16 protein-coding genes, 1 pseudogene and 1 CRISPR repeat array are annotated in these 21,872 nt (G+C 71.6%); of the genes and pseudogenes, 16 read left to right on the forward strand and 1 reads right to left on the reverse strand.

Annotated features, from left to right (window positions below):
- The first annotated feature begins 215 nt into the window (after positions 1-215).
- The 3 genes from Acit_RS01395 to Acit_RS01405 all read left to right on the forward strand — a co-directional run bounded on the left by Acit_RS01395 (position 216) and on the right by Acit_RS01405 (position 3,825).
- The gene (locus Acit_RS01395) at positions 216-1,193 is read left to right on the forward strand and encodes an NAD(P)-dependent oxidoreductase (RefSeq protein WP_248105174.1); all 978 of its coding nucleotides are present in this window, start codon (positions 216-218) and stop codon (positions 1,191-1,193) included.
- Between the two features lie 162 nt (positions 1,194-1,355).
- Entirely contained in the window at positions 1,356-2,564 is a 1,209-nt protein-coding gene (locus Acit_RS01400) for a M24 family metallopeptidase (RefSeq protein WP_376745993.1), read from the forward strand.
- Positions 2,554-3,825 carry an acyl-CoA dehydrogenase family protein gene (locus Acit_RS01405; protein ID WP_248105176.1) on the forward strand — a complete coding sequence of 424 codons (1,272 nt, stop codon included), beginning with the start codon at positions 2,554-2,556 and terminating at the stop codon, positions 3,823-3,825. Before Acit_RS01400 ends, Acit_RS01405 begins: the two co-directional genes overlap by 11 nt.
- Here the strand turns inward: Acit_RS01405 and Acit_RS01410 are convergent.
- Entirely contained in the window at positions 3,810-4,802 is a 993-nt protein-coding gene (locus tag Acit_RS01410) for an amidohydrolase family protein (protein WP_248105180.1), read from the reverse strand. The genes Acit_RS01405 and Acit_RS01410 overlap by 16 nt on opposite strands.
- Before the next feature lie 310 nt (positions 4,803-5,112).
- Between Acit_RS01410 and Acit_RS01415 the strand changes: the two genes are divergently transcribed.
- From Acit_RS01415 to guaA, 13 genes and pseudogenes are all read left to right on the forward strand, one after another.
- Positions 5,113-6,141, forward strand: a complete 1,029-nt coding sequence (locus Acit_RS01415; protein WP_248105181.1) for an RAMP superfamily CRISPR-associated protein — start codon at positions 5,113-5,115, stop codon at positions 6,139-6,141.
- Positions 6,142-6,451: 310 nt separating this feature from the next.
- Positions 6,452-9,148: a type III-B CRISPR-associated protein Cas10/Cmr2 gene (gene cas10, locus Acit_RS01420; RefSeq protein ID WP_248105182.1), complete on the forward strand. Its 2,697-nt coding sequence runs from the start codon at positions 6,452-6,454 to the stop codon at positions 9,146-9,148.
- Complete coding sequence (locus Acit_RS01425) at positions 9,148-10,365, forward strand: type III-B CRISPR module-associated Cmr3 family protein (protein WP_248105183.1); 1,218 nt, start codon at positions 9,148-9,150, stop codon at positions 10,363-10,365. Before cas10 ends, Acit_RS01425 begins: the two co-directional genes overlap by 1 nt.
- Before the next feature lie 36 nt (positions 10,366-10,401).
- Positions 10,402-11,349, forward strand: coding sequence for a type III-B CRISPR module RAMP protein Cmr4 (cmr4, locus tag Acit_RS01430; RefSeq protein WP_248105184.1), 948 nt, complete (start codon positions 10,402-10,404; stop codon positions 11,347-11,349).
- The gene (locus tag Acit_RS01435) at positions 11,349-11,780 is read left to right on the forward strand and encodes a type III-B CRISPR module-associated protein Cmr5 (protein WP_248105185.1); all 432 of its coding nucleotides are present in this window, start codon (positions 11,349-11,351) and stop codon (positions 11,778-11,780) included. Before cmr4 ends, Acit_RS01435 begins: the two co-directional genes overlap by 1 nt.
- Before the next feature lie 464 nt (positions 11,781-12,244).
- Positions 12,245-13,303 carry a type III-B CRISPR module RAMP protein Cmr6 gene (cmr6, locus tag Acit_RS01440; protein ID WP_248105186.1) on the forward strand — a complete coding sequence of 353 codons (1,059 nt, stop codon included), beginning with the start codon at positions 12,245-12,247 and terminating at the stop codon, positions 13,301-13,303.
- A gap of 8 nt (positions 13,304-13,311) precedes the next feature.
- Entirely contained in the window at positions 13,312-13,641 is a 330-nt protein-coding gene (gene csx16 / locus Acit_RS01445) for a CRISPR-associated protein Csx16 (protein WP_248105187.1), read from the forward strand.
- Entirely contained in the window at positions 13,638-14,744 is a 1,107-nt protein-coding gene (locus Acit_RS01450; RefSeq protein WP_248105188.1) for a putative CRISPR-associated protein, read from the forward strand. The genes csx16 and Acit_RS01450 overlap by 4 nt, the downstream gene beginning before the upstream one ends.
- 94 nt (positions 14,745-14,838) lie before the next feature.
- Positions 14,839-15,618 (forward strand): type I-G CRISPR-associated protein Csb2, encoded by a 780-nt coding sequence (gene csb2, locus Acit_RS01455; RefSeq protein ID WP_248105189.1) that lies wholly within the window; start codon positions 14,839-14,841, stop codon positions 15,616-15,618.
- Between the two features lie 3 nt (positions 15,619-15,621).
- Positions 15,622-17,254: pseudogene (cas4g/cas1g, locus tag Acit_RS01460) on the forward strand (CRISPR-associated endonuclease Cas4g/Cas1g).
- A gap of 6 nt (positions 17,255-17,260) precedes the next feature.
- Positions 17,261-17,560: a CRISPR-associated endonuclease Cas2 gene (gene cas2, locus Acit_RS01465; RefSeq protein ID WP_248105191.1), complete on the forward strand. Its 300-nt coding sequence runs from the start codon at positions 17,261-17,263 to the stop codon at positions 17,558-17,560.
- 191 nt (positions 17,561-17,751) lie between these two features.
- Positions 17,752-18,891: a CRISPR direct-repeat array (repeat unit 37 nt; unit sequence GCTTCTGCGGGGTGATGAACCCCGCCTCTATTGCGAC).
- 226 nt (positions 18,892-19,117) lie between these two features.
- Positions 19,118-20,281 (forward strand): GuaB3 family IMP dehydrogenase-related protein, encoded by a 1,164-nt coding sequence (locus Acit_RS01470; RefSeq protein WP_248105192.1) that lies wholly within the window; start codon positions 19,118-19,120, stop codon positions 20,279-20,281.
- A gap of 1 nt (position 20,282) precedes the next feature.
- Positions 20,283-21,854: a glutamine-hydrolyzing GMP synthase gene (gene guaA, locus Acit_RS01475; protein ID WP_248105193.1), complete on the forward strand. Its 1,572-nt coding sequence runs from the start codon at positions 20,283-20,285 to the stop codon at positions 21,852-21,854.
- Positions 21,855-21,872: the final 18 nt, after the last annotated feature.

The following is a 21,872-nucleotide window of genomic DNA, read 5'->3' on the forward strand; positions in this document are numbered from 1 at the left end:
GCCAGATGGGCATGTCCTCCCGTCGTCCGGCGGGCCGCGCGATCCCGTTCCTCCCACTGTCGCCGGGTAGTCGTCGGCCTTGACCCCGTTGAGCTGGGCAGAAGCGCCGGCCTTACCGAAGGCTCGGAAAGAGTCTTGACAGGAGGCTGGTTACCGGGTTATGCAAACGTTTGTAACCGGGCGGGGCCGCGGTCCCGGGCGCGGGGAGGAGTGGCATGGGGACGACGGCAGCGCAGGTCGGCTGGATCGGGACGGGTCGGATGGGTGCCGCCATGTGCCGCCGGCTGCTCGAGCGGGGCCGGGCGGTGGCCGTCTACAACCGGACCCGGGCGAAGGCCGAGGCGTTGGCCGAGCAGGGGGCGAAGGTGGTCGAGCGGCCGGCGGACCTGGCCGGGTGCGGGGTGGTGTTCGTGACGGTGGCGGGCGACGGGGACCTGGAGGCCGTGGTGAGCGGCCCCGGAGGCCTGTTGGCGGAGGAGGGGGCCCCGCGGCTGGTGGTGGACTGCTCGACGGTCTCGGCCGAGGAGTCCGAGCGGGTCCGCAAGGCGCTGGCCGAGCGGGGCTCGACCCTGTTGGTGGCTCCGGTGAGCGGCAACCCGAAGGTGGCCCGGGCGGGGCGGCTGACGATGGCGGTGTCGGGTCCGGCGTGGGCCTACGAGGAGGCCAGGCCGCTGCTGGACGCCATCGGGTCGGGCTCGACCTGGGTCGGGGAGGGCGAGGAGGCCAGGCTGGTGAAGCTGTGCCACAACCTCTTCCTGGGGGTCGTCAGCCAGGCCCTGGCCGAGGTGACGGTGCTGGCCGAGCGGGCCGGGGTGCGGCGGGCCGACTTCCTCGGCTACCTGAACCGATCGGTGATGGGGTCGGTGTTCAGCGGCTACAAGACCCCCCAGCTGGTCCACCTGGACTTCGAGGCGACCTTCACCTCGACGCTGCTACGCAAGGACTTCGACCTGGGCCTCGGGGCGGCCCGGGCCCTGGAGGTCCCGATGCCGGTGGCGGCCCTCGTCCACCAGCTGGTCCAGCGCCTGGTGGGGGAGGGGTTCGCGGACCAGGACTTCGCCGCCCTGCTGGTCCTCCAGGCCCGGGCGGCCGGGATGACGCTGACGCCCGAGGACCGGGAGGTGGAGGACGGCCTGGGCGGTGTGGTCGCCCCGCCCGCCAGGCGGGACCAGCAGGTGCCCGACGAGGCGTGACGCAGCGCAGGTGCGCACGGTGAGCGGCCCCCGGCAAGGACGGGGGCCAGAAGGAGGAGGAAGAGGTGGGGGTGAGGAGCACGACCGGGGAGGAGGGTCATGGCTGACCTGCTCGACATCCAGACGCTCGGCGAGCTGCCCCTGGCGCCCGCGCCGGGGAGGATGGCGGTGGACTTCGAGGTCCGGGTGGACTTCGACCGGCTGCGGCGGTACCGACTCGAGCGGGCCCGGGCCGCCCTGGAGGCCTCCGAGCTCGGGGCCCTGCTGTGCTTCGACGTGAACAACGTCCGGTACCTGACGTCCACGCAGATCGGCGAGTGGGTCCGGGACAAGGTGTGCCGCTACGCCCTGCTCGCCCGAGGCCAGGAGCCGGTCCTCTGGGACTTCGGGTCGGCGGCGAAGCACCACCGGCTCTACGCCCCCTGGCTGGCGCCCGAGCGTTCCCGGGCCGGCATGCTGGGCCTGCGAGGTTCGGTGGCGCCCGAGGCGGGCCTCATGGACCGGGCCGCGGCCGAGATCAGGGCCCTGCTCGAGGAGGCCGGCGTGGCCGACCAGCCGATCGGGCTGGACATCGCCGAGCTGCCGATGGTCTTCGCCCTGCAGCGGGCCGGCCTTGAGGTGCGGGACGGCCAGCAGGTCATGCTGGATGCCCGGCAGGTCAAGTCCCGGGACGAGATCGCCTTGCTGTCGACCTCGGCAGCCCTGGTGGACGGCGCCTACCAGCTCATCTCGGAGATCCTGAAGCCCGGTGTCCGGGAGAACGAGATCGTCGCCCAGGTCAACGAGTTCCTTTACGCCCAGGGCTCCGACGACGTCGAGGCCATCAACGCCGTCTCGGGGGAGCGCTGCAGCCCCCATCCCCACAACTTCTCGGACCGTATGATCCGCCCCGGCGACCAGGCCTTCTTCGACATCATCCAGTCCTACAACGGTTACCGGACCTGCTATTACCGGACCTTCTGCGTGGGCCGGGCGACCACCGCGCAGCGCGACGCCTACCGTCGGGCCCGGGAGTGGATCGACGCCGCCATCGAGATGGTCAAGCCCGGGGTGACCACCGACCAGATCGCCCGGCTGTGGCCCAAGGCCGAGGAGTTCGGCTTCGCCGACGAGATGGAGGCCTTCGGCCTGCAGTTCGGCCACGGCCTCGGCCTGGCCCTCCACGAGCGGCCCATCGTGAGCCGGCTGAACTCACTGGAGCACCCGGTGGAGATCAAAGAGGGCATGGTCTTCGCCCTGGAGACCTACTGTCCGGCCAGCGACGGAGTCTCGGCGGCCCGGATCGAGGAGGAGGTCGTGGTGACCGCCTCGGGCTGCGAGGTCATCACCCGCTTCCCCGCCGAGGAGCTCTTCGTGGCCAATGCCTACTGAGCATCCTGGATCCGAACGGGCTGGGCGGCTCGCCCCCTTGCCGCCCAGCCACCTGCCCGGCGACTGGCTGGTGGAGGAGCTCGACGAGGAGCAGCGCCTCATGCAGGCGACCTGTCGACGCTACGTCGACCGGGTGCTGCGACCGTTCGTGCAGTCGGCGTGGCAGCGCGAGTGGGTCATGGACCCCGCGGACCGGCTACCCCGCGAGATCCTCGAGGAGGCCGACCGGGCTGGGCTGCGGAGCCTGGGCATCCCGGCCCGTTTCGGCGGGGTCGAGGTCGACCCGAGCAAGGAGGCGGCCACCTTCGCCGTCATCGCGAACAAGTTGGTCCAGAACTGGAAGGTTGCGGTCCTGCTGCGGGCGCTGGCGCCCGAGGAGCAACAGGAGGAGTGGTTCGGCCAGGCGCTGGCCGAACCGGGGTTCCTCATGGCCCACTGCCTGACCGAGCCTCAGGGTGCCTCGGACCGCTGGCTGCCCTACGATGTCCCCGAGGCCGCCATGACCACCCGGGCCGAGCACCGGAGTGGTCGCTGGGTCCTGAACGGCAGGAAGCACTTCATCTCCAACGGCTACGACGCCAGCCTCTTCGTCGTGTATGCCTGCACGGATCCGAGCGTCGGCATGCTCTCGGGCACCGGCAGCTTCGTGGTCCCCCGAGGGACTCCCGGGCTGGAGGTCGTCCGCTGCAACGAGACCGTGGGTGGGCGGTTCATGAACAATGGCGAGCTGGTCCTCGAGGACTGCGCCGTCCCCGAGGACCACGTCCTGGCGGTCGGTGACGCCCTAGGCAAGGCCGGCATCTACTTTCGTCCCGGCAAGGTCCTCCAAGCCGCGAAGAACCTGGGCATCGGCCAGGAGGCCTTCGCCCAGACTGCCGAATGGGTCCAGAGCCGCGTCCAGGGCGGCCGGGTGCTCGTCGAGCACCAGGCGGTCGCCTTGCGTCTGGCGGCCATGGCGACCCGCTTGGAGGCGGCCGGCGCCCTCCTGCGGGCTGCAGCCGGCGCCGTGGACCGCCGGCAGCCCGAGGCCGAGGTCCGCTGCGAGGCCGCCAAGCTCTTCACCGCCACCGAGGTCTTCGAGGTGTGCCGGGACGCGGTCGAGCTCCACGGGGGTGCGGGTGCCATGCTGGAGGTCGGCGTCCAGAAGCACCTCCGGGACGCCGCCGTCTACCTCCACATGGACGCGACCAGCGACATCACCAGCTTCCGGCTGGTCAAGGCGCTGTTCCCGGAACGAGCCGGGACCTACGCCGGTCCCTGACGCGAAGGTGGCGGGTCCGTCGGGACGGGCAGCCGCAGGAGGCGCTCGGCGTTCCCGTGGGCCAGCTTCTCCCGGTCGGCCGGGGGCACCGGCAGGCCGTCGAGGAAGCGGCGCCCCGCCAGGGGGTCGGCGAAGGGATAGTCGACGGAGAAGAGCATGCGGTCGATGCCGATGACGCTGCGGGCGCATTCGAAGGGCGGGAGGGTGAAGTAGGCGCTCGTCGTCACCCAGAGGTGCTCGTGGACGTAGTCGGCCACCCGTCGGGCCAGGTGGGTGGCCATCGGGCTCAAGGTGGCATCGGCCCGGGCCAAGGAGAAGGGGAGGTTCTCGCCCATGTGGCCCACGATCAGCTGGAGGCGGGGATGGCGGTCGAAGACTCCGCCGACCACCATGCGGAGCACGTGCAGGGCGGTCTCGGCGTGCCAGCCCCAGCCAGGGCCGGCCAAGGTGGCGGCCACGGCCTCGGGCAGCCCGGCGTAGTAGGCGTCCCGGACTGCGGGGGGCGGCAGGGTCGGATGGAGGTAGATGGGCACGCCAAGGTCCTCGGCGGCAGCGAGGATCGGTGCGAAGCTCGGGTCGTCGAGGAAGCGCCCCTCGGTGTGGCCGTGGATCATGGCCCCCACGAACCCGAGCTCCTCGACGCAGCGGGAGAGCTCCTTGCTGGCCTCCTCGGGGGCGGGGGTCGGCAGGCTGGCGAAGCCGGCGAAACGGTCGGGGTGCGCGGCCACCACCTCGGCCAGCTGATCGTTCAGCCGGCGGCTGGCGTCGACCGACGCACCAGGGGGGAGGTGCTGGGTGCCAGGCGCGGTGGAGGAGAGCACCTGGAGGTCGATCCCCGCGGCGTCCATGGCCGCGAGACGACCCTCGCCGACGTCGAGCAGTTGGGCCGCCACCTCCTCGCCCCGGCCGGCCACCCCGGCGCGGGGAGCGCCGAGCTCCGGCGTCGTGAAGTGCTCCTCGAGGGCAACGACCCGCACGGCAGCTTCTCATCCGGGGTCTTTCGTCAGGGACCCGCTGGTGGCGGGTTCACCACCCGAGGCTAGTGGCCGTCTCCCCCGCGGGCTGGCCGCTCCCCGCGTTAGCGAGGTCGCTGCTGACTCCCCCGGCCGGCCGGCCCGCCGGTGCGGCTCGGTCGGGCTCGCCAGACTCAGGCATTGCCCGGTTGTCGGCACACGCCCTGCTCGAGAACGAGGCTGGCACGGCGGCCCGCGTGCTATCGTCACGGCGGTGGGGGCTGTGCCGACGCAACGCATCCGTTTGGATGCGCGTTTTTTTCTCGTCTCGCCCATGATCTCGCGCGGTGCCGACCAGACCCGTGCCGAACTGCGCCTGACCGAGCTGAAGTCGCTCATGCGGCTCTGGTGGCGGCGGTGGTGGTGGGGAAGCCAGGAAAGCCCGACCGTCGAGGGCTTGCGGACCGAGGAGGCCCGGCTCTTCGGGGGTCCGGATTCGCCTGGAGGTGATCCCGTGCCCTCGAGCGTCCGGTTGCGCGCGGTTCACGTCAACTTGAGGCCCGAATCACTTGAAGAGATCTTCGACGATCGTCCCCGGGCAAAGGCGCACGGTGCCGGTCGGGGGCGCCGGTCGGCGCTCGATGCCGCGAGCTGGCGCGCGCGCGGCCGGGACCGGAACCCGCAGTCGATCCAACGGGCCTGTTGCCTGCAGGGCTCGTTCACCGTCCGCTTCGAGCTCCCTGCCACCTCTGAGCGGACGCTGTTGACGGTGCTCTGGCTCGTCGATCGGTTCGGGACCCTCGGCTCGCGGGCGAGCAACGGCTGGGGCTCGTTGCGGGTCACCGAGGTGACCGGCTCCCATCCCGAGATCGACGGCGGGCCCCGAGCCCTCGTGGCCCCGGACCGAGCCCAGCTCCTCCGGGACACCCGGACCCAGGACGGCTGGCCCTCGGGCCTGATCGGCCTCCACGAGGGGGCCGCCGGCGGCCAGGTGCTGGCCCGCGACCTGCAGGACGCCGTCATGGCGCTGTCCTTGGCGCGACGCTCGGTGGCATCCATCGAGGCCCGGGGGTCGAGCCGGCCGGCGCCGACGTCGTCGCCAGCCAGCGAAAAGGGGCCCCGCCGGGTGAACGCGCTCCGGCTCCGGGTCGACACCGACCTGTCGCCCGACGGTTCGCCTCGTCCCGGGCAGCCGTGGTTCGCCCGCTGGTACCTGACCGGTCCGCCAGGGCTCGACCCGAAGGCCGTGAACGACGCGCTCGTGCGCTGCTTTCGCGCCGGGTCCGCGTCCAGAGACGAGCCCCTCGGCGCAAGGTGGCGGCCCGAGCCGTGGGACCCCTGGGGGAGCAGTGGTGGCGGCTGAGGCGGTGCGTGAGGACGACCAGGGTCGTCGCTTCCGCCGGAAGGTCTCGGCGTGGCTGCACGACCCGCTCGCGAAAGCGCTCGTCCTCGGGACCGGCCAGGCGCACGAGGGAGGCTCCGTGCGAGCCCTTCGTGAGGACCTGGGGCTCGGGCCCGTCAGCGAAGATGACCGGCTCGCGGACCGCTTCGCGGCGGGGGCAGATCGCATCCCGATGCCGAGGTCGCTGCGTCTCCGAAGCGACTTCCGCGCACAGCCCGAGCTCCGTCACCCACTGGCGGCGAGTCGTACCGTCGCGGATCCGTTGCAGGACGTGAGCCCGGAGGCACTGGAGTCCCAGGCGTTCGATGCCCTCAGGCAGCTGATCGTCCGTGCCGAGGGGTCGGTCGACTGGGTCGCCACCTCCCTCCTGTTGTGGCGGTTCGGGGCGCGACCAGAGGTCCTGGGCGAGCAGGGTGCCGCGGTTCCTCGTCTGGGGGAGGGCTGGTGGGTGCTGCCGGCGGACACCAGGGTGCCCGACCACAGCATCGTGCAGCACCTCGACCTCGCGAGCGCCTACGCCGGTGTCCATCCGCACCCGGCCCTCCTGGCGGTCAGCATCGGGCCGGTCCAGTCCTTCGTTCGGGTCGCCCGCACGACGTCGGACTTCTGGTCCGGCTCGAACCTCCTCGGCGCGCTCGCCTGGGAGGCGATAGCGGTCGTGGTGGAGCGCTACGGGCCCGACAGCATCGTGGTGCCGAACCTCCGCGGCGCCCCGCTGGCCGACCTGTGGCTCCTCTCCGTACTCGAAAGCCGCGGGGGAAGCCTGGCCAGCGGCACCCCGCTGCAGCTCGCGGTCAGCGAACTGAAGCGAGAGGAGCCCTGCTGGGAGAGCCGAAGCGGCGACCATCCACTTTTGCGGGCCAGCCTGCCGAACCGCTTCGTGGCCCTCGTCGAAAAGGACGAGGCCCCGAACCTCGCGCGGCGCGCCCAAGTGCGCTGCGCCGAGGCGGTCGAGGAGTGGACCCGCTGGGCGCTCGAGCGACACGGGCCAGTCGCCGCCGGGGCGGGGGCGGGGCGGTTCCCGACGGTTCACGCCGCGTGGGTGGACCTGAGCGGGCAGCCGGTGCAGGACGTCCGGGCCGAGCTCCTCGACGCACTCGCCGCCTTCGGTGAGACGAGGGGGGAACCCGAGCCCGTCTCGGCACGGCTCGCCGCGCTGGGCTGCGGGGGCGAGGGCCGGGCCGGCGGCGGCCTCGAGTTTTTCCCCCCAGGGCCAGGCGACCTCTACCGGCCGGCGTACGAGCTCCTCGAGCGGGTGATGGGAAGCACGAAGACCGTGCGCGTGTCCCATCAGGATCCCGTCGCTGCGCCTCCTGCGCCCCGCTGCGGCCTCTGCGGGGAGCGGCCCGCGGTCGTGGTCCCCGCGCCGGGGGGCGACGACGACCGCGAGGAGCCGCTCTGTGCCCTGTGCTGCTTGAAACGCGAGTGGCCGCGGGTCGCCGCGAAGCGTTGGCCGCCCGGGTCCGCGGCGAGCACCCTCGCCGGACCGGCGGCGGAGCGCTGGGTCCCCTCGACGATCGCGCTGGCCCAGGTCCCGACCCAGCGGGCGATCATCGACCGTCTGGGCGACCGGACGACGAAGGAGCTCTCGGCTGGGGATCACCCGGATCGCTCTGCCCGTCACGCCGTCGTCCCGGCCGTCGCCCGCCAGGCCCAGGACCGTCCCGGCCTCGTCGCCAAGTTCCGGGCGGTGATCGAGGACGGCAGCGGCCCCGAGGGGGCCGAGGGGCCAGGCACGGTCGGCGGGTCCCCGTGGCCGGGCCTCTGCGCGCTCGCCCGGGATCTCGGGATCGAGGGTCCGTTGCCGATGACCGCCTACTACGCCATCGTGCAGGCTGACGGGGATCGGATGGGGGCCTGGCTCTCGGGGACCGTGCCCGGGGTGCCCCGCAACCGGGAACGGCTCGCGACGAGCTTCGCCTGGCACCTCGAACGGCAGCTCGACCAGCTCGACGACGAGGCGTGCCGGCGGGTGGTCGACGAGTGGCTCGAGGAGCCGCGTCCGGTCTCGCCTGCCTGGCACGGGGCGATCGCGACCGCCCTCAACACGTTCGGTGCCCACGTAGTGCCGTGGCTCGTCGAGGAGGTGCTCGACGGCAAGGTCGTCTACGCCGGCGGCGACGACCTTCTCGCCATGGTGCCGGTGGACCGGGTCCTCGCGGCGCTCTGGCTGCTGCCGAGCCTGTACCAAGGGAGCCGCCTTCGGGACCCGGAGACCGGCCAGGAGGTGCCGCTCGAGGATGTCGAGGCGGTGGCGACCCGTCTGGGTCTTCAAGGGCACCCGCTGGGGCGGCTGGTCCACCTGCGCCTCGGTGGCGGCTGGGTCCAGGTGCCCCGAGGAGGCCGGCCCGGGCCGCTGCGCCTCGCCATGGGTGAGCGCGCCACCATCAGCGTCGGGGTCGCCGTCGCGCACGCCAGCTACCCGCTCCGAGCAGCGCTGCGGGAGGCGTCCCTGGCCGAGCAGCGGGCCAAGGCGCTCCGAGGAGCCTTCTGCCTGAGCGTGCTCAAACGCTCAGGGGGGATCGAACAGGTCACGAGCCGGTTCCCCGGACCGGACGGACCGGGCGCGCTCGGAGGGCTGGTCGGCTTCACCGGGGCGCTCGAGGCCGGCCTGGTCTCGAGGGCAGGAATGGCCCGGGCGGCCCAGTACCTCCGGGAGCTGCCGCCACTCGCCCCGGAGCTCGAGCTCGAGGTGCTGAGCGAGCTGGTCGCCCGCCAGAGCCTCCTCGGGGCCGACGGGCAACGCCCTGACCCCGATCAGGAGGGGACCGGAGCGAGGCGGCTGGCGGAGGCGAGCCGCGCCGCCATGACGGCGCTCGGCCCCGGCGCGGGGCGGTCTCCGAAGGATCTCGTTCCGCGTCGTCGGGCCCAGCTCTCGTCGATGCTCGCGATCGCCGAGTTCCTCGGGCGGGGCCTTCGGGTCGGCCATGGCCGTGTCGCTGGCCGAACGGAGCAAAGAGAGCGCTGATGGCCCTCTCGTGGTGGATGCTCGAGCCGGTCGACGTCCTGGCGTTTCGCGGCAATCGTGGCTTTGGCCAGTCCTCGGAGCTGGCCGAGACCGCGCTCCTGCCCCGACCCTCGGTGCTGACCGGGGCGCTGCGCTCCGCGCTGCTCGTCCGGCTCGCCGAGCAGGACCAGCGCCGCTTCCTGCGCGACGAGCCGATCACCCACCCGATCGGGGCGGCGATCGGGACGGCTCGCCGCTTCGGGACCCTCCGGGTCGCGTGGGCGAGCCTCGGACGCAGGAGCGGAGCGGGGGAGGCGGAGCCGCTGGTGCCCCTCCCCCTCGACCTCGCGGTCGCAGTGGACGACCCCGGCGGGGGGAGAGCCGAGGTGCTGCGGTTGCGCGAGGTCGGTCAGGAGGCCGACACGGTGCTCCGCCGCCGGTGGGGTTCCACGCTCGCAGAGGGCCTCCGCCCGCTCGTGGTGCCCGGAGCGCGGGTGAAGCAACCGGCTGGCTGTTGGCTCACCGGAACGGGTTGGCAGGCCTGGCTGGCCGGGAGGGAGGTCCCCCGAGGGGCGCTGCTCACGGCGGCGCAGATGGAGGCGCTGGCAGGCGTCGAGGCACGGGTCGGGATCGCCCTCGACCGGCGCTCCCGTCGGGCGCAGGAGTCCAGGCTCTACGTCAGCCAGTACGTGCGCTTCCGCGAGGGCGTCGGCATCCTCGTCGGCCTGGCGGGGCTGCCGGAGCCGGGCGAGGGCCAGTTGGACGGCACGCTGGTGCGCCTCGGCGGCGACGGGCGCGCCGCGCGGCTGAGGAGCGTGCGCTGCCCGTCCCTCGAGGCGCCCACGCTCCCCGAGGAGCCGGCGAGCATGTCACTGGTGGCGGTCACCCCCGGTGTCTTCCGCCGCGGCTGGCTCCCCGACGGTGTCGACCGGGATCCAGTTGAGGGGGGGTGGGTGCTGGCCTGGGGCGGCCTGCGGGCACGCTTGCGTGCCGCGGCGGTCGGGGCCGCCGAGGTGGTCACCGGGTGGTCAATGAGCGAGGGGCGCCCCAAGGCGATCGCCGCAGCGGTCCCGCCGGGCAGCGTCTGGCGTTTCGAGCTCGAGTCGGGATCCAGGGAGGACCTCGAACGGCTGGCTGGAGCGCTCCGCGAACGCTCGGTGGGCGAGGTCCTGACGGGGCGACCGGGGAGTCGAGACGGGGAGGGGTTCTCCTCCTGTTGGCTCGCCGGGGTGGGCTGAGCGGAACGAGGAGCAGCGGGAGGAGGGAAGGACGAGGTGTTCACGGAACGGGCGGTTCTTTGGGCGTACTGTCTGGCGCCGACCCACATGGGGGCCGGTCAGGGACTGGGTTACGTCGACGCGCCGGTGGCGCGGGAACGGGCCACGAACTACCCGGTCCTGCCCGCGTCGGGTCTCAAGGGCGCGCTCCGGCACGCCATCGAGACGGAACAGGACGCGGCCAACCCCTTGGTGTCCGTCGACGTCGACGCGGTTTTCGGCAAGGACGTGGCCAGCGAGGAGGATGCCGCTGCGGGGGCGATGTCCCTCGGTGACGCCAGCCTCGTCGCCTTCCCGGTGCGCTGCCTCGAGGAGGCCTTCGTCTGGGTGACCTCACCGAGCGCGCTGGCCCGCCTGCGGCGCGTCGTCGAGCTCGGTGGTTCCCCCGTGCCCTGGGAGATTCCTCGGCCGGACGAGGGAACCGCCCTGGTCGCTGACACCCGGGGGCGCGCGCACGTGCTGCTCGACCAGTACCGCTTCGAGGCGCGCAGCGCCGATGCGGTCGCCCAGGTGGGGAGGATCATCGGCGACGGCATCGGCCAGGAACCGCTCGGGCGCCTCGTGGGCGCGGACCTCGCCGACCGGCTGCGGCGCGACCTGGTCGTCGTACCCGACAGCACCTTCGGCTTCTTCATGGAGGGCCTCTTGCCGGTCGACCCCCACGTCCGGATCGCCGAGACCGGCACCGCCGTCGAGGGTCAGCTCTTCTTCGTGGAGCAGGTGCCGGCCGAGACGGTCTTCGCCGCACCGCTGCTCATGGCGCCGCGCATCGAACGACGAGGCGACGGGACCGCCGGTCAGGGTCGAGGATCGGCTACGGGCGCGCTCGCAGCGCTCGCGAACACGGTGCACGACGGGCTCGGCGGGCTCCTCCAGATCGGGGGCCGAGCATCCTCGGGAAGCGGGCTCGTCGGCGTCCGGATCGAGAGCCAGGGGGGCCAGTGATGCCGAAGGAAGGGTATCGGCCCGAAGCGGTGCAGGCCTGGTCCTTGGTGGTCGAGGCGCGAAACCAGCTCGATGCGCGGGGCTACCGGGCCTATCGCGGCGACGTCAAGGCGACCCCCGGGCTGCTGGCGAGCAACGGGCTCATCGTGACCCTGTGCTACCTCGACAAGCGCTCCTACGGCTCCAAAAAAAGCCTGCTCGCGAGGCAGCTCGCGAAGATCGCCACCCCTGTGCTGCGCGAGGTCGGGGAGCGACCAGTGACGGGGACCGACGTGGACGCCGTCGTCGAGGCGCTGGTCCAGGGGCGTTCGCTGACCTTGGCGCACGTCTCGAGAACCGTCCTCGAGCACCTCCGCTGGATGCGCGCCTTCGTCGACCTCGACGGGGGTCCGACCGGCCCCGGCGGGACGCTCGTAGAGGAGCGCCGATGAGCCCCCGGTCGAGCCGGCCTCGCCCCGGGGGGAAACGGGCACGTCCGGCCCAGGGGGAACGGGGAGGTGAGGTGCCTCGCTGCCGGCTCGTGCCCCGGGACGTGGAGGAGGCGGTGGCCGAACACCTCGGACGTGGGCAGGGGGGCAGCACCCCGGGCCCGCCACCGATGCCCTTTGGGCACCTGTGGGGCCCGTACCTGCCGTGGTTCGGCGGGAAGTGGTGGATCGAGCAGGACCGAAGCGGCGAGCCCTCCCGGGAGGCCACGAAGGTCGGCGAGGCCGCGAGCAGTCAAAAGGCTGGGTGCCCGTCCCGTCCTGTGCGCTCCCGGGAGGCCACGAAGGTCGGCGAGGCCGCGAGGGCAACGGCGGAGGCGACGAGGGTCCAGGCCGAGCGGCTCTCGACTCGTGCCAAGAGGGTGCGGGAGGTCGTCTCGAGCCGGCGTCGCGCCGTAGGTCTCCAATCGGTGCCGCTCCGCCTGGAGGCACGCCTGGCCTTGGGGATCGGGAGTCCGCACCCCGAGGGCATGGGGATGTCGTTCAGCTACCCGCATGGCACCCCGAGGATCCCCGGCTCGGCCCTCAAGGGGGTGCTGCGCGCCGCCGCCGACCGGGTCCGGCGGGAGGGGCCCCCGCCTGGGACGGGTGAGGGGGTCGAGATCGACGACGAGGTCTGCCGCCAGCTCTTCGGCTGGGCTCCTGAGGCCGGCGACGGTGCCGAGCTCGACGCTCCCGAGGAAGGAACCTCCCCCAGCCAGCGCGGGCACCTCTGGGTGCTCGACGCGTACCCGTACGTGGAGGGTTCGGAGGATACGGGCCCGGCGTCTCGACACCTGGTGGAGCTCGACGTCGTCACGCCCCACCACAGCGGCTACTTCACCGGCGGTGGCCCGCCGGTCGAGACCGAGAGGCCGACCCCGGTCCTCTACCCGGTGGTCGCCGCAGGAGCACTGCTCGACGTCGACGTGCTCCACGACGGGCCCTGCGTCGGGGGGCCGGGCCGGTGCCACGCCCTGGTGGCGCTCCTCTGGCGGACCGTGTGCTCCTCGGGCGCGATCGGTGCACGATCGGCGCTCGGCCTCGGAGTCGTCGCCATGCGTGAGGACCCGGTGACGACTCGTGTCGGGGATGGGGAGCGGGCACCTGTCCAGCGGGTCGACGAGGCCGTCGCAACCGAGGAAGCTCCAGCCAACCCACCTGAGCTCCTCTCCCGGTGGCTCGGCCGCCTCGAGGTTGGGGGCGGGGCCGAGCCCGCACTGCGAGCGGTCCTCGCCAGGCTGGCGGCACAGTTCGAAGGGAATCCGGCCGGCCTGACCGAGCTGGTGGTGGTCCGCGCCGTCCTCGACGCCATCGAGGGCGGTGACGAAGCGCTCGGGACGACCGAGACGCTCGACAAACTCCAAGGCCTCCTCGAGGAGCAGGGACTCTGGCTCCCGGATCCGCCCCAGGCTGGGAAACCGTACAAGCAGCGACGGGCGAAGGGGCACGAGCTCTCCCTCCGGCTGCGGGCTCTGCGGAGCGAGTGATGCAGCGAGTGCTCGTCACCCGGCACCGCGGAACGGTCGAATGGGCCCGCCGCCACGGGCTCGTGGTCGACCGGGTCATTGACCACCTCGAGAGCACCGCGACGCTCCAGGCGGGCGACGTCGTGCTCGGCAACCTGCCGGTGCCGATCGTCGCCGAGCTGACGGCCCGTGGCGTGCTCTATGTGCACCTGGATCTCCGCCTGCGCCGCTCCCAGCGGGGCCAGGAGCTCGACGCGGACGAGCTCGTCATCGACCCGCGGGTCTTCGAGGCAACAGAACGCACCGATCTCGATGTGCACCGGCTGATCGACAGCGGCGGCACGAAGGGAGCACCATGACAGACGTCCTCGTCGTGAGCACGGTCGGCACCTCCATCCTCACGAACGCGGCCGACGACGACGAACTCCGCGAGTTCATCAAACGCAACGCGAACGTTCGCACGTTCGTCGGCGATGAGGACAGGGCAAGCCTCGAGGCGATCAAGACCCAGGTGCAAGCGGAGCTGGGGAAGGTCGACCCAACCGACCAGCACCAGGTCGGCCGGCTTTCGGCGGAGCTGAAAGTCCTCTCCCTCTGGCGTCGAACCGAGCCGGCAAGGCGACACCGGCACCTGCTGCTCGCGACGGACACGGCACTCGGCCAACTGGCGGCAGCGTGCGTCCGCGACGCGCTCGAGACGCTCCTCGGGATCAAGGCGGAGGTCGAGCAGATCGGGGGCCTGCAAGTCGCCTCGTCCAATGGGCTCCGGGAAGCCCTCCCGGGGCTCATGAAGGCGATCGACGACCGTCGCGACGAGCAGACGGCGGTGGTCTTCAACCTCGCCGGCTCGTTCAAGTCAGTCTCGGGGTTCCTCCAGCAGGCGGCAGCGCTGTGGTCGGCCGAGGTGCTCTACAGCTTCGAGACCGCCGACGAGCTGGTGCGGATCCCGACCCTGCCGCTCGACATGGCGCTCGGCGACGTCGCCCTGCAGAGCCTGCGGCGGGCAGAGATCCTCCCGGAGGGGATCCCGACGAGCGAGGTGGAGGGGCTGGCGGGGGCCAGCGTCCTCTTCACCGAGGCCGACGAGGGGAGGATGCTGCCCTCCGACTGGGGACGGCTCCTCTGGGTGCGGCAAGCGACGCAGATCTACCGGGCTCGGCTCCTCGATCCGCCCACCGACCGGGTCGTATTCGGTGGACAGTTCCCGGACGAGGTGGCACGCCGGGCCGCAGGACAGCCCGAACTCTTTGTGCGGGTGAACGAGAGGATCGACGATCTCAGTGCGTGGCTCGAAGGCGGGCGGCAGGCCTTGCCGAAACGAAGCACGGTGAAGAAGTTGAGCGGATCGTTCGCGCCGGCGACCCACGAGGCCTACGCCACGAGCGACGGGCCTGCGTACCGGATCCTCTTTCGCGACGAAGGGCAGAAGATCGTCCTGCTCGAACTGCGGGAGCACCTGTGAAGCCATGGGAGCGACCGGTCGGACGGCGGGAGGACCAGGGGAGGGTTCCCTGACGACGGCCCCCGGTGGTGTCGGGGAGCGTCGGTTGGAGCCCATGGGGAGGTCGGGGCACCTCCCGGCCTCCAGGTGGTTCGGTGCCCCCGAACGAGGGGAGTCGCCCCGGCCGACGGTGCTCCGCTGGCGCTGCAGTGGCACGACGGTCGCCCTGGTCCACGCCGTCGTCCTCGGCGACCTGCTGCACCGTGCGGCGGTCGGCAGGCTGGCCCGGATTCGGAGGGTGAGCGACGGCTGGGCCGTCATCGGTCGAGGCCCCGACGGCGAGCCGCTGCGGGAGCACCGGCACGCCCACTGGCTGTCGTTGACCGGTCTCGACGACGACTACCGCGTGACCACGGTGGCAGCTTGGGCACCGGGGGGATACGACGTCGAGGAGACGGCGGCCCTGGCATCGCTCAGCATGCTCCACGGGACCGTTGGCGGGCGACCGTGCACGGTCCACCTCGAGCTGACCGGGGTCGGCGACAGCCCGAGCGTCCTCGGCGACCTGGCCCGGCCTGCGCGAACGTGGCGGACCCTCACGCCCTATGCGCCGCCGTCCCACCCCCGCCCGGGTCAGACCCTCCGGGACCACGTGGCGCGCTACCTGCAGCGCGACCTCGGCGCGCTGGGCTACGACCCGCCGGTCTCGATCCGGCTGATCGGGCCGGAGGGCATCTGGCGGTCGTTCCAGTCGAGGCGACCCCGGGAACCTGAGCAGAGGGCACGGTCCGTCTTCGGCGTCGAGATGACATTCGAGTCGGCAGTCGCCGGCCCGATCGTGCTCGGGGCGCTTCGCCATTACGGCCTCGGCGTGTTCTGGCCTCGCAAGGAGTGAGGCGTGAGGGACCCTGGGGACACGAGAGGACCGGAACGGCTCGAACCGATTCCCGTCGAGCAGCTGCGAACCTATGAGTACTGCCCGAGGCGGTTCTATCTCGAGTGGGTGAACCCGGAGGGCCCGGCGTCCGAGGAGGTCTCCGCGGTGGATCCAGCCGATGCCGCTTCCGAACCGACCGGTCCCGAGAGAAGCTCCGAGAACGGCGTCGAGGAGCTCCGCACGACGACCGTCTCGGTCCGCTCCGAGCGGCTCGGCCTGCGGGGGGCTGTCGACGTCGTCGAGGACGCCGACGGCCGGGTGATCCCCGTCGAGATCAGGCCAGGAGCAGGGCGAGACGAAGGCCGTTCGGCCTGGGAGAGCGACGTCGTGCTCCTCTGCGTGAAGGCCCTGCTGCTCCGCGAGATGGGCTACGCCTGTGAGCGGGGCGTCCTCCACTACCTGGCCAGCAACACCCGCGTGCTGGTCGCGTTCACCGAGGAGCGGATGGCCGCGGCCCTGGCCACGGTCGAGGCCGCCTGTGACCTGGCCGAAAGCCCGAACGCCCCGCAACCACTCGTGGACAGCCCGAAGTGCCCTCGGTGTCCCGTGGTGAGCGTGTGCCTCCCCGACGAGGTCAATCTCCTGCTCGGGCGCACGGACCGGCCGCCTCGTCGGCTCGTCCCAACCGACGAGGACGCCAAGCCGCTCTACGTCGGCGAGCAGGGGAGCACCGTGAGGGCCCACGAGGGCCGCCTGGTCGTGACCTCGCGCGAAGGCGAGCTCGCCTCGTTCCTGGAGCTCGACATCTCGCAGCTGTGCGTCTACGGCGCAGTGCAGGTCACCACCCCGGCGATCCAACGACTCCTCGCTCGGGGCGTTCCGGTCTGCTGGTTCTCCTCGGGTGGCTGGTTCTACGGCATGGCCACAGGACTCCCGTCGAACAACGTCCAGCTCCGCATCGCCCAGTATCGGCTGGCGTCGAGCAGGGAGGCGCTCAAGGTTTGTCGGGAGATCGTCGCAGGCAAGCTTCGCAACGCCCGAACCCTGCTTCGGCGGAACGCCCGGGGCGACGTCAGCCAAGCCCTCGCGAGGATCGATGCCGCGCGGACGGCTGCCGAGACCGCCTCCAGCATCGACCAGCTCCTCGGAATCGAAGGGTCTGGGGCTCGGGCCTACTTCTCCGCATTTCGACAGATGATCTCTGTCGACAGCACAGGCACGAGACGAGGTCAACGCCCTGCTCTCCTTCGTCTACAGTGTCCTCGTCAAAGAGGCAACCGTTGCATGCCTCACCGTTGGACTCGATCCTTTGCTGGGCTTCTACCACCAACCTCGGTACGGGAGGCCAGCACTTGCCCTCGACCTGGCGGAGGAGTTTCGTCCGCTCATTGGGGACTCGGTCGTCATCCAGGTGATCAACAACGGAGAGGTTCAGAAGAAAGACTTCGTGAGGCGGGACGGGGGGGTGTACCTGGCTCCCCGCGGGAGGAGGAAAGTCCTCTTGGCCTATGAACGACGAATGGGGCACCAGGTCAGGCATCCACTCTTCGGCTATCGAATCAACTATCGTCGCGCCTTGGAAGTGCAGGCAAGGTTGCTCGCAGCATGGTGCCTCGGCGAAACAAGGCGTTACCAGGCATTCGTGACACGGTGACGAGTGATGCGTCGACGGTATCTCCTCGCCTATGACGTGAGAGACCAGAAGCGTCTCTCCCGTTGCACTCGAATCGCGAATCGCTTCGGCTGGGCAGTCCAGTATTCGGTGTTTGTCTGCGATCTCTCTCCTGGCGAGGTCGACATGCTGCTTCACGCCTTGGGGGAGGTGCTGGCCAAACGAGAGGACCGCCTCATCCTGCTCGAGCTCGGGGAGGCCGGGAGCCTGAGAAGGCGGCGACAGCTGTTCTGGCTCGGGGAGCGCCCGGCGGCACTCCTCGACGAGAAACCGCCTCAGGTCGTCTGATCAAGAGAGCCATGAGCGGCACCGCCTGCGAGCGCTCCGGGGAGCTCCAGCTTGCGGGGAGCGCTCGACCGGCCTTCAACAGGAAGAACGCTGGGCGCTTCGACCGGTGGGGCCCTCAGACGAGGCGCCGCCGAGTCAGCGCTCGCAGCGGCTTGCAGAGGCCCAGGTAGACGGTGGTAACCTAGGGCCAGGCTTCTGCGGGGTGATGAACCCCGCCTCTATTGCGACGGCGCTTGGGTCAACATCACAGCAAGCGCCATCCCCGCTTCTGCGGGGTGATGAACCCCGCCTCTATTGCGACCCGGTCGTGGCCTGCGGAAGCGTGGACCGAAGCGAGGCGCTTCTGCGGGGTGATGAACCCCGCCTCTATTGCGACTAGTTCGCGACCTCGTAGAGGGGCTCATGGTCCGCTCGCTTCTGCGGGGTGATGAACCCCGCCTCTATTGCGACACGTCTTGCAGCCGCTGCATGTCCTGCCACGTGAGCGCTTCTGCGGGGTGATGAACCCCGCCTCTATTGCGACGATTTTGCAGCTGCTCAAAGCGCTTCGTCGCCCTAGTCCTTCTGCGGGGTGATGAACCCCGCCTCTATTGCGACCACCCAGGTCGTCGTTACCTTGAAGCCCCGTCACACTTCTGCGGGGTGATGAACCCCGCCTCTATTGCGACGGCCTCCCCCCAGGACGACTCAGGCCGAGCCCTCCTGCTTCTGCGGGGTGATGAACCCCGCCTCTATTGCGACATGTACGCGGCCGCTGCTTCAATCCCCGCGGCCCTCGCTTCTGCGGGGTGATGAACCCCGCCTCTATTGCGACGGGGAGCGCTCGGCCAGGCCGGCGACGTGGGTCCGCTTCTGCGGGGTGATGAACCCCGCCTCTATTGCGACCCCGACACCAGCCGAAGGACTCGCCCCCATCTCCGCGTGCTTCTGCGGGGTGATGAACCCCGCCTCTATTGCGACGTGAAGTGCTCGCCGGCGAAGGAGGCCCAGTCCCAGCTTCTGCGGGGTGATGAACCCCGCCTCTATTGCGACGCGGCGAGCCGCCTTGCCCCGAGCGACCTCCTGGCCGCTTCTGCGGGGTGATGAACCCCGCCTCTATTGCGACTCGAGCAGCCGCGACGCTTCGACCGTGGTCAGCTCGTCCGCTTCTGCGGGGTGATGAACCCCGCCTCTATTGCGACTTGCTGGATGTCGCTGCGTGCTGCTCGGTGTCGTCATGGGCTTCTGCGGGGTGATGAACCCCGCCTCTATTGCGACGCCCACCGGCGCACGAACGTCCCTGCGCCGATGACAACCTTTTGCGGGGTAATGAACCCCGCCTCTATTGCGAAGGGTTTGTTTGTTTTCCCACATCCGGGGTCGGGTGTGTCTTGTGCGGGGCAACGATTGGCGGCGTCTGGGGGTTCGGGCAGGGGATGGTGTGGTCTGGACGGCATGGCCTCGCAGACTCCCGGGGGCCGGTGGGCGGGGCGGTATCCTCGGGGGGCGGCCGTCGATCGGGGTGCCTGCGGGCGCGAGGGCCGCTTCGCCGGAGGTGGCGCGAGTCGAGGAGGCCTGGTGGCTGAGATCGAGATCGGGATCTACAAGTCGGGCCGTCGGGCCTATGGCTTCGACGACATCGCCATCGTGCCGAGCCGACGGACCCGGGACCCCGAGGACGTGGACATCTCCTGGGAGATCGACGCCTTCCGCTTCGAGCTGCCCCTGATGGGAGCCGGCATGGACGGGGTGACGAGCCCCCGGACGGCCATCGAGCTGGGACGGCTGGGGGGGGTCGGGGTCCTGAACCTGGAGGGCCTCTGGACCCGCTACGAGGACCCCGAGCCGCTGTTCGCCGAGATCGCCGAGCTGCCCGACGAGAAGGCCACCTTCCGGATGCAGCAGATGTACCAGGAGCCGGTGAAGCCCGAGCTGGTCACCGAGCGGATCCGCCAGATCAAGGCGGCCGGCGTGGTGGCCTGCGCGTCGGTCACCCCGCAGCGGACCCAGGAGCTGGCCCCGGCGATCCTGGCCGGGGAGCTGGACCTGCTGGTCATCCAGGGGACGGTGGTCTCGGCGGAGCACGTCTCGCGGACCACCGAGCCGCTGAACCTGAAGCGCTTCATCCGGGAGTTCGAGCTGCCAGTCATCGTGGGCGGCTGCGCCTCGTACCAGGCGGCCCTCCACCTCATGCGGACCGGGGCGGTCGGGGTGCTGGTGGGGGTCGGCCCGGGCAACGCCTGCACCACCCGGGGGGTCCTCGGGATCGGGGTGCCCCAGGCCACCGCCATCGCCGATGTCGCCGGGGCCCGGATGCGGCACCTGGACGAGACCGGGGTCTACGTGCACGTGATCGCCGACGGGGGCATGAGCAAGGGCGGGGACATCGCGAAGGCGATCGCCTGCGGGGCCGACGCGGTCATGCTGGGCTCGCCGCTGTCCTCGGCCGAGGAGGCCCCGTGCAAGGGCTTCCACTGGGGGATGGCCACCTTCCACCCGACCTTGCCCCGGGGCACCCGGGTGCGGACCGGGGTCCGGGGGACCCTGAAGGAGATCCTCCTGGGCCCGGCGCACGAGAACGACGGCCGGATGAACCTCTTCGGGGCCCTGCGGACGGCCATGGCTACCTGCGGCTACGAGACCCTGAAGGAGTTCCAGAAGGCCGAGGTCATGGTGGCGCCGGCCCTGCAGACCGAGGGCAAGGCCCTCCAGCGGGCCCAGGGCGTCGGCATGGGCCACTGAGGTGGCCGCCCTCCCCGCCGGGCCCCCGGCGGCCGACGGGGCCGTCGTGGTGGTCGACTTCGGCGCCCAGTACGGCCAGCTGATCGCCCGGCGGGTGCGGGAGGCCCGGGTCTGCTCAACGCTCGTGCCCTGCACGGCCAGCGCCGAGGAGATCCTGGCCGCGAAACCCCTCGGGATCATCCTCTCGGGCGGCCCGGCCTCGGTCCACGCCCCCGGGGCCCCCCGGGTCGACCCGGCCCTCTGGGACGCCCCGGTGCCGATCCTGGGCATCTGCTACGGCGCCCAGCTCATGGCCGAGGCCCTCGGCGGCGAGGTGGCCCGGACGGGCAGCGGCGAGTACGGGCGCACGGCCCTGACCCGGCGGGCCGGGGTGGGGACCCTGCCGGTGCTCGGCGGCCCCGAGGGGCCGGCCGGCGACGTCTGGATGAGCCACGCCGACGCCGTGGTGGCCGCCCCGCCGGGCTTCGTGGTGGCCGCCGAGACGGCCGGCACGCCGGTGGCCGCCATGGCCGACCCCGAGCGGGCCCGCTACGGCGTCCAGTTCCACCCCGAGGTGGCCCACACCGAGGGGGGCCAGGAGCTCCTCGAGCGGTTCCTCTTCGAGGTCTGCGGGGCCTCGCCCACCTGGACGCACCTGAGCATCGTCGAGCAGGCCACCCGGGCGGTCCGGGCCCAGGTTGGGGAGGGCCGGGTGCTCTGCGCCCTCTCGGGCGGGGTGGACTCGGCGGTGGCCGCCGCCCTGGTCCACAAGGCGGTCGGGGACCAGCTGACCTGTGTTTTCGTCGACACCGGCCTCATGCGGGCCGGGGAAGGGGAGCAGGTCGAGGCGACCTTCCGGCGGCAGTTCCAGGTGGATCTGGTCCACGTGAAGGCCGCGGACCGCTTCCTCGGGGCGCTGGCCGGGGTGGTGGACCCCGAGGCGAAACGGAAGATCGTCGGGGAGACCTTCGTGCGGGTCTTCGAGGAGGTGGCCCGGGACCTGGGGGACGTCCGCTACCTGGTCCAGGGCACCCTCTACCCCGACGTCATCGAGTCCGGCAGCGCCCACGCGGCCAGCATCAAGTCCCACCACAACGTCGGGGGGCTGCCGAAGGACATGGCCTTCGAACTGGTCGAGCCCCTGCGCTGGCTCTTCAAGGACGAGGTCCGGGCCGTGGGGGAGGAGCTGGGCCTCCCCGAGGAGCTGGTCTGGCGCCAGCCCTTCCCCGGGCCGGGCCTGGCGGTGCGGATCGTCGGCGAGGTCACCCCCGAGCGGGTGGCCATCCTGCGGGCCGCCGACGCCGTGGTTCTCGAGGAGGTCCGGCGGGCCGGCCTGGAGCGCCAGCTCTGGCAGAGCTTCGCCGTGCTGCCGGCCGTGCGGACCGTCGGGGTGATGGGCGACGAGCGAACCTACGCCTACCCGATCGTCATCCGGGCCGTGACCTCCGAGGACGCCATGACGGCCGACTGGGCCCGGCTGCCCTACGAGCTCGTCGACCGGATCGCTCGGCGCCTGGTCAACGAGGTGCCCGGGGTCAACCGGGTCGCCCTGGACGTGACCTCGAAGCCGCCGGGCACCATCGAGTGGGAGTGAGCAGCCCTCCGCTACGGT

Source organism: Aciditerrimonas ferrireducens, assembly GCF_023130475.1.
GTDB classification, from domain to species: Bacteria; Actinomycetota; Acidimicrobiia; order Acidimicrobiales; family UBA8190; genus Aciditerrimonas; species Aciditerrimonas ferrireducens.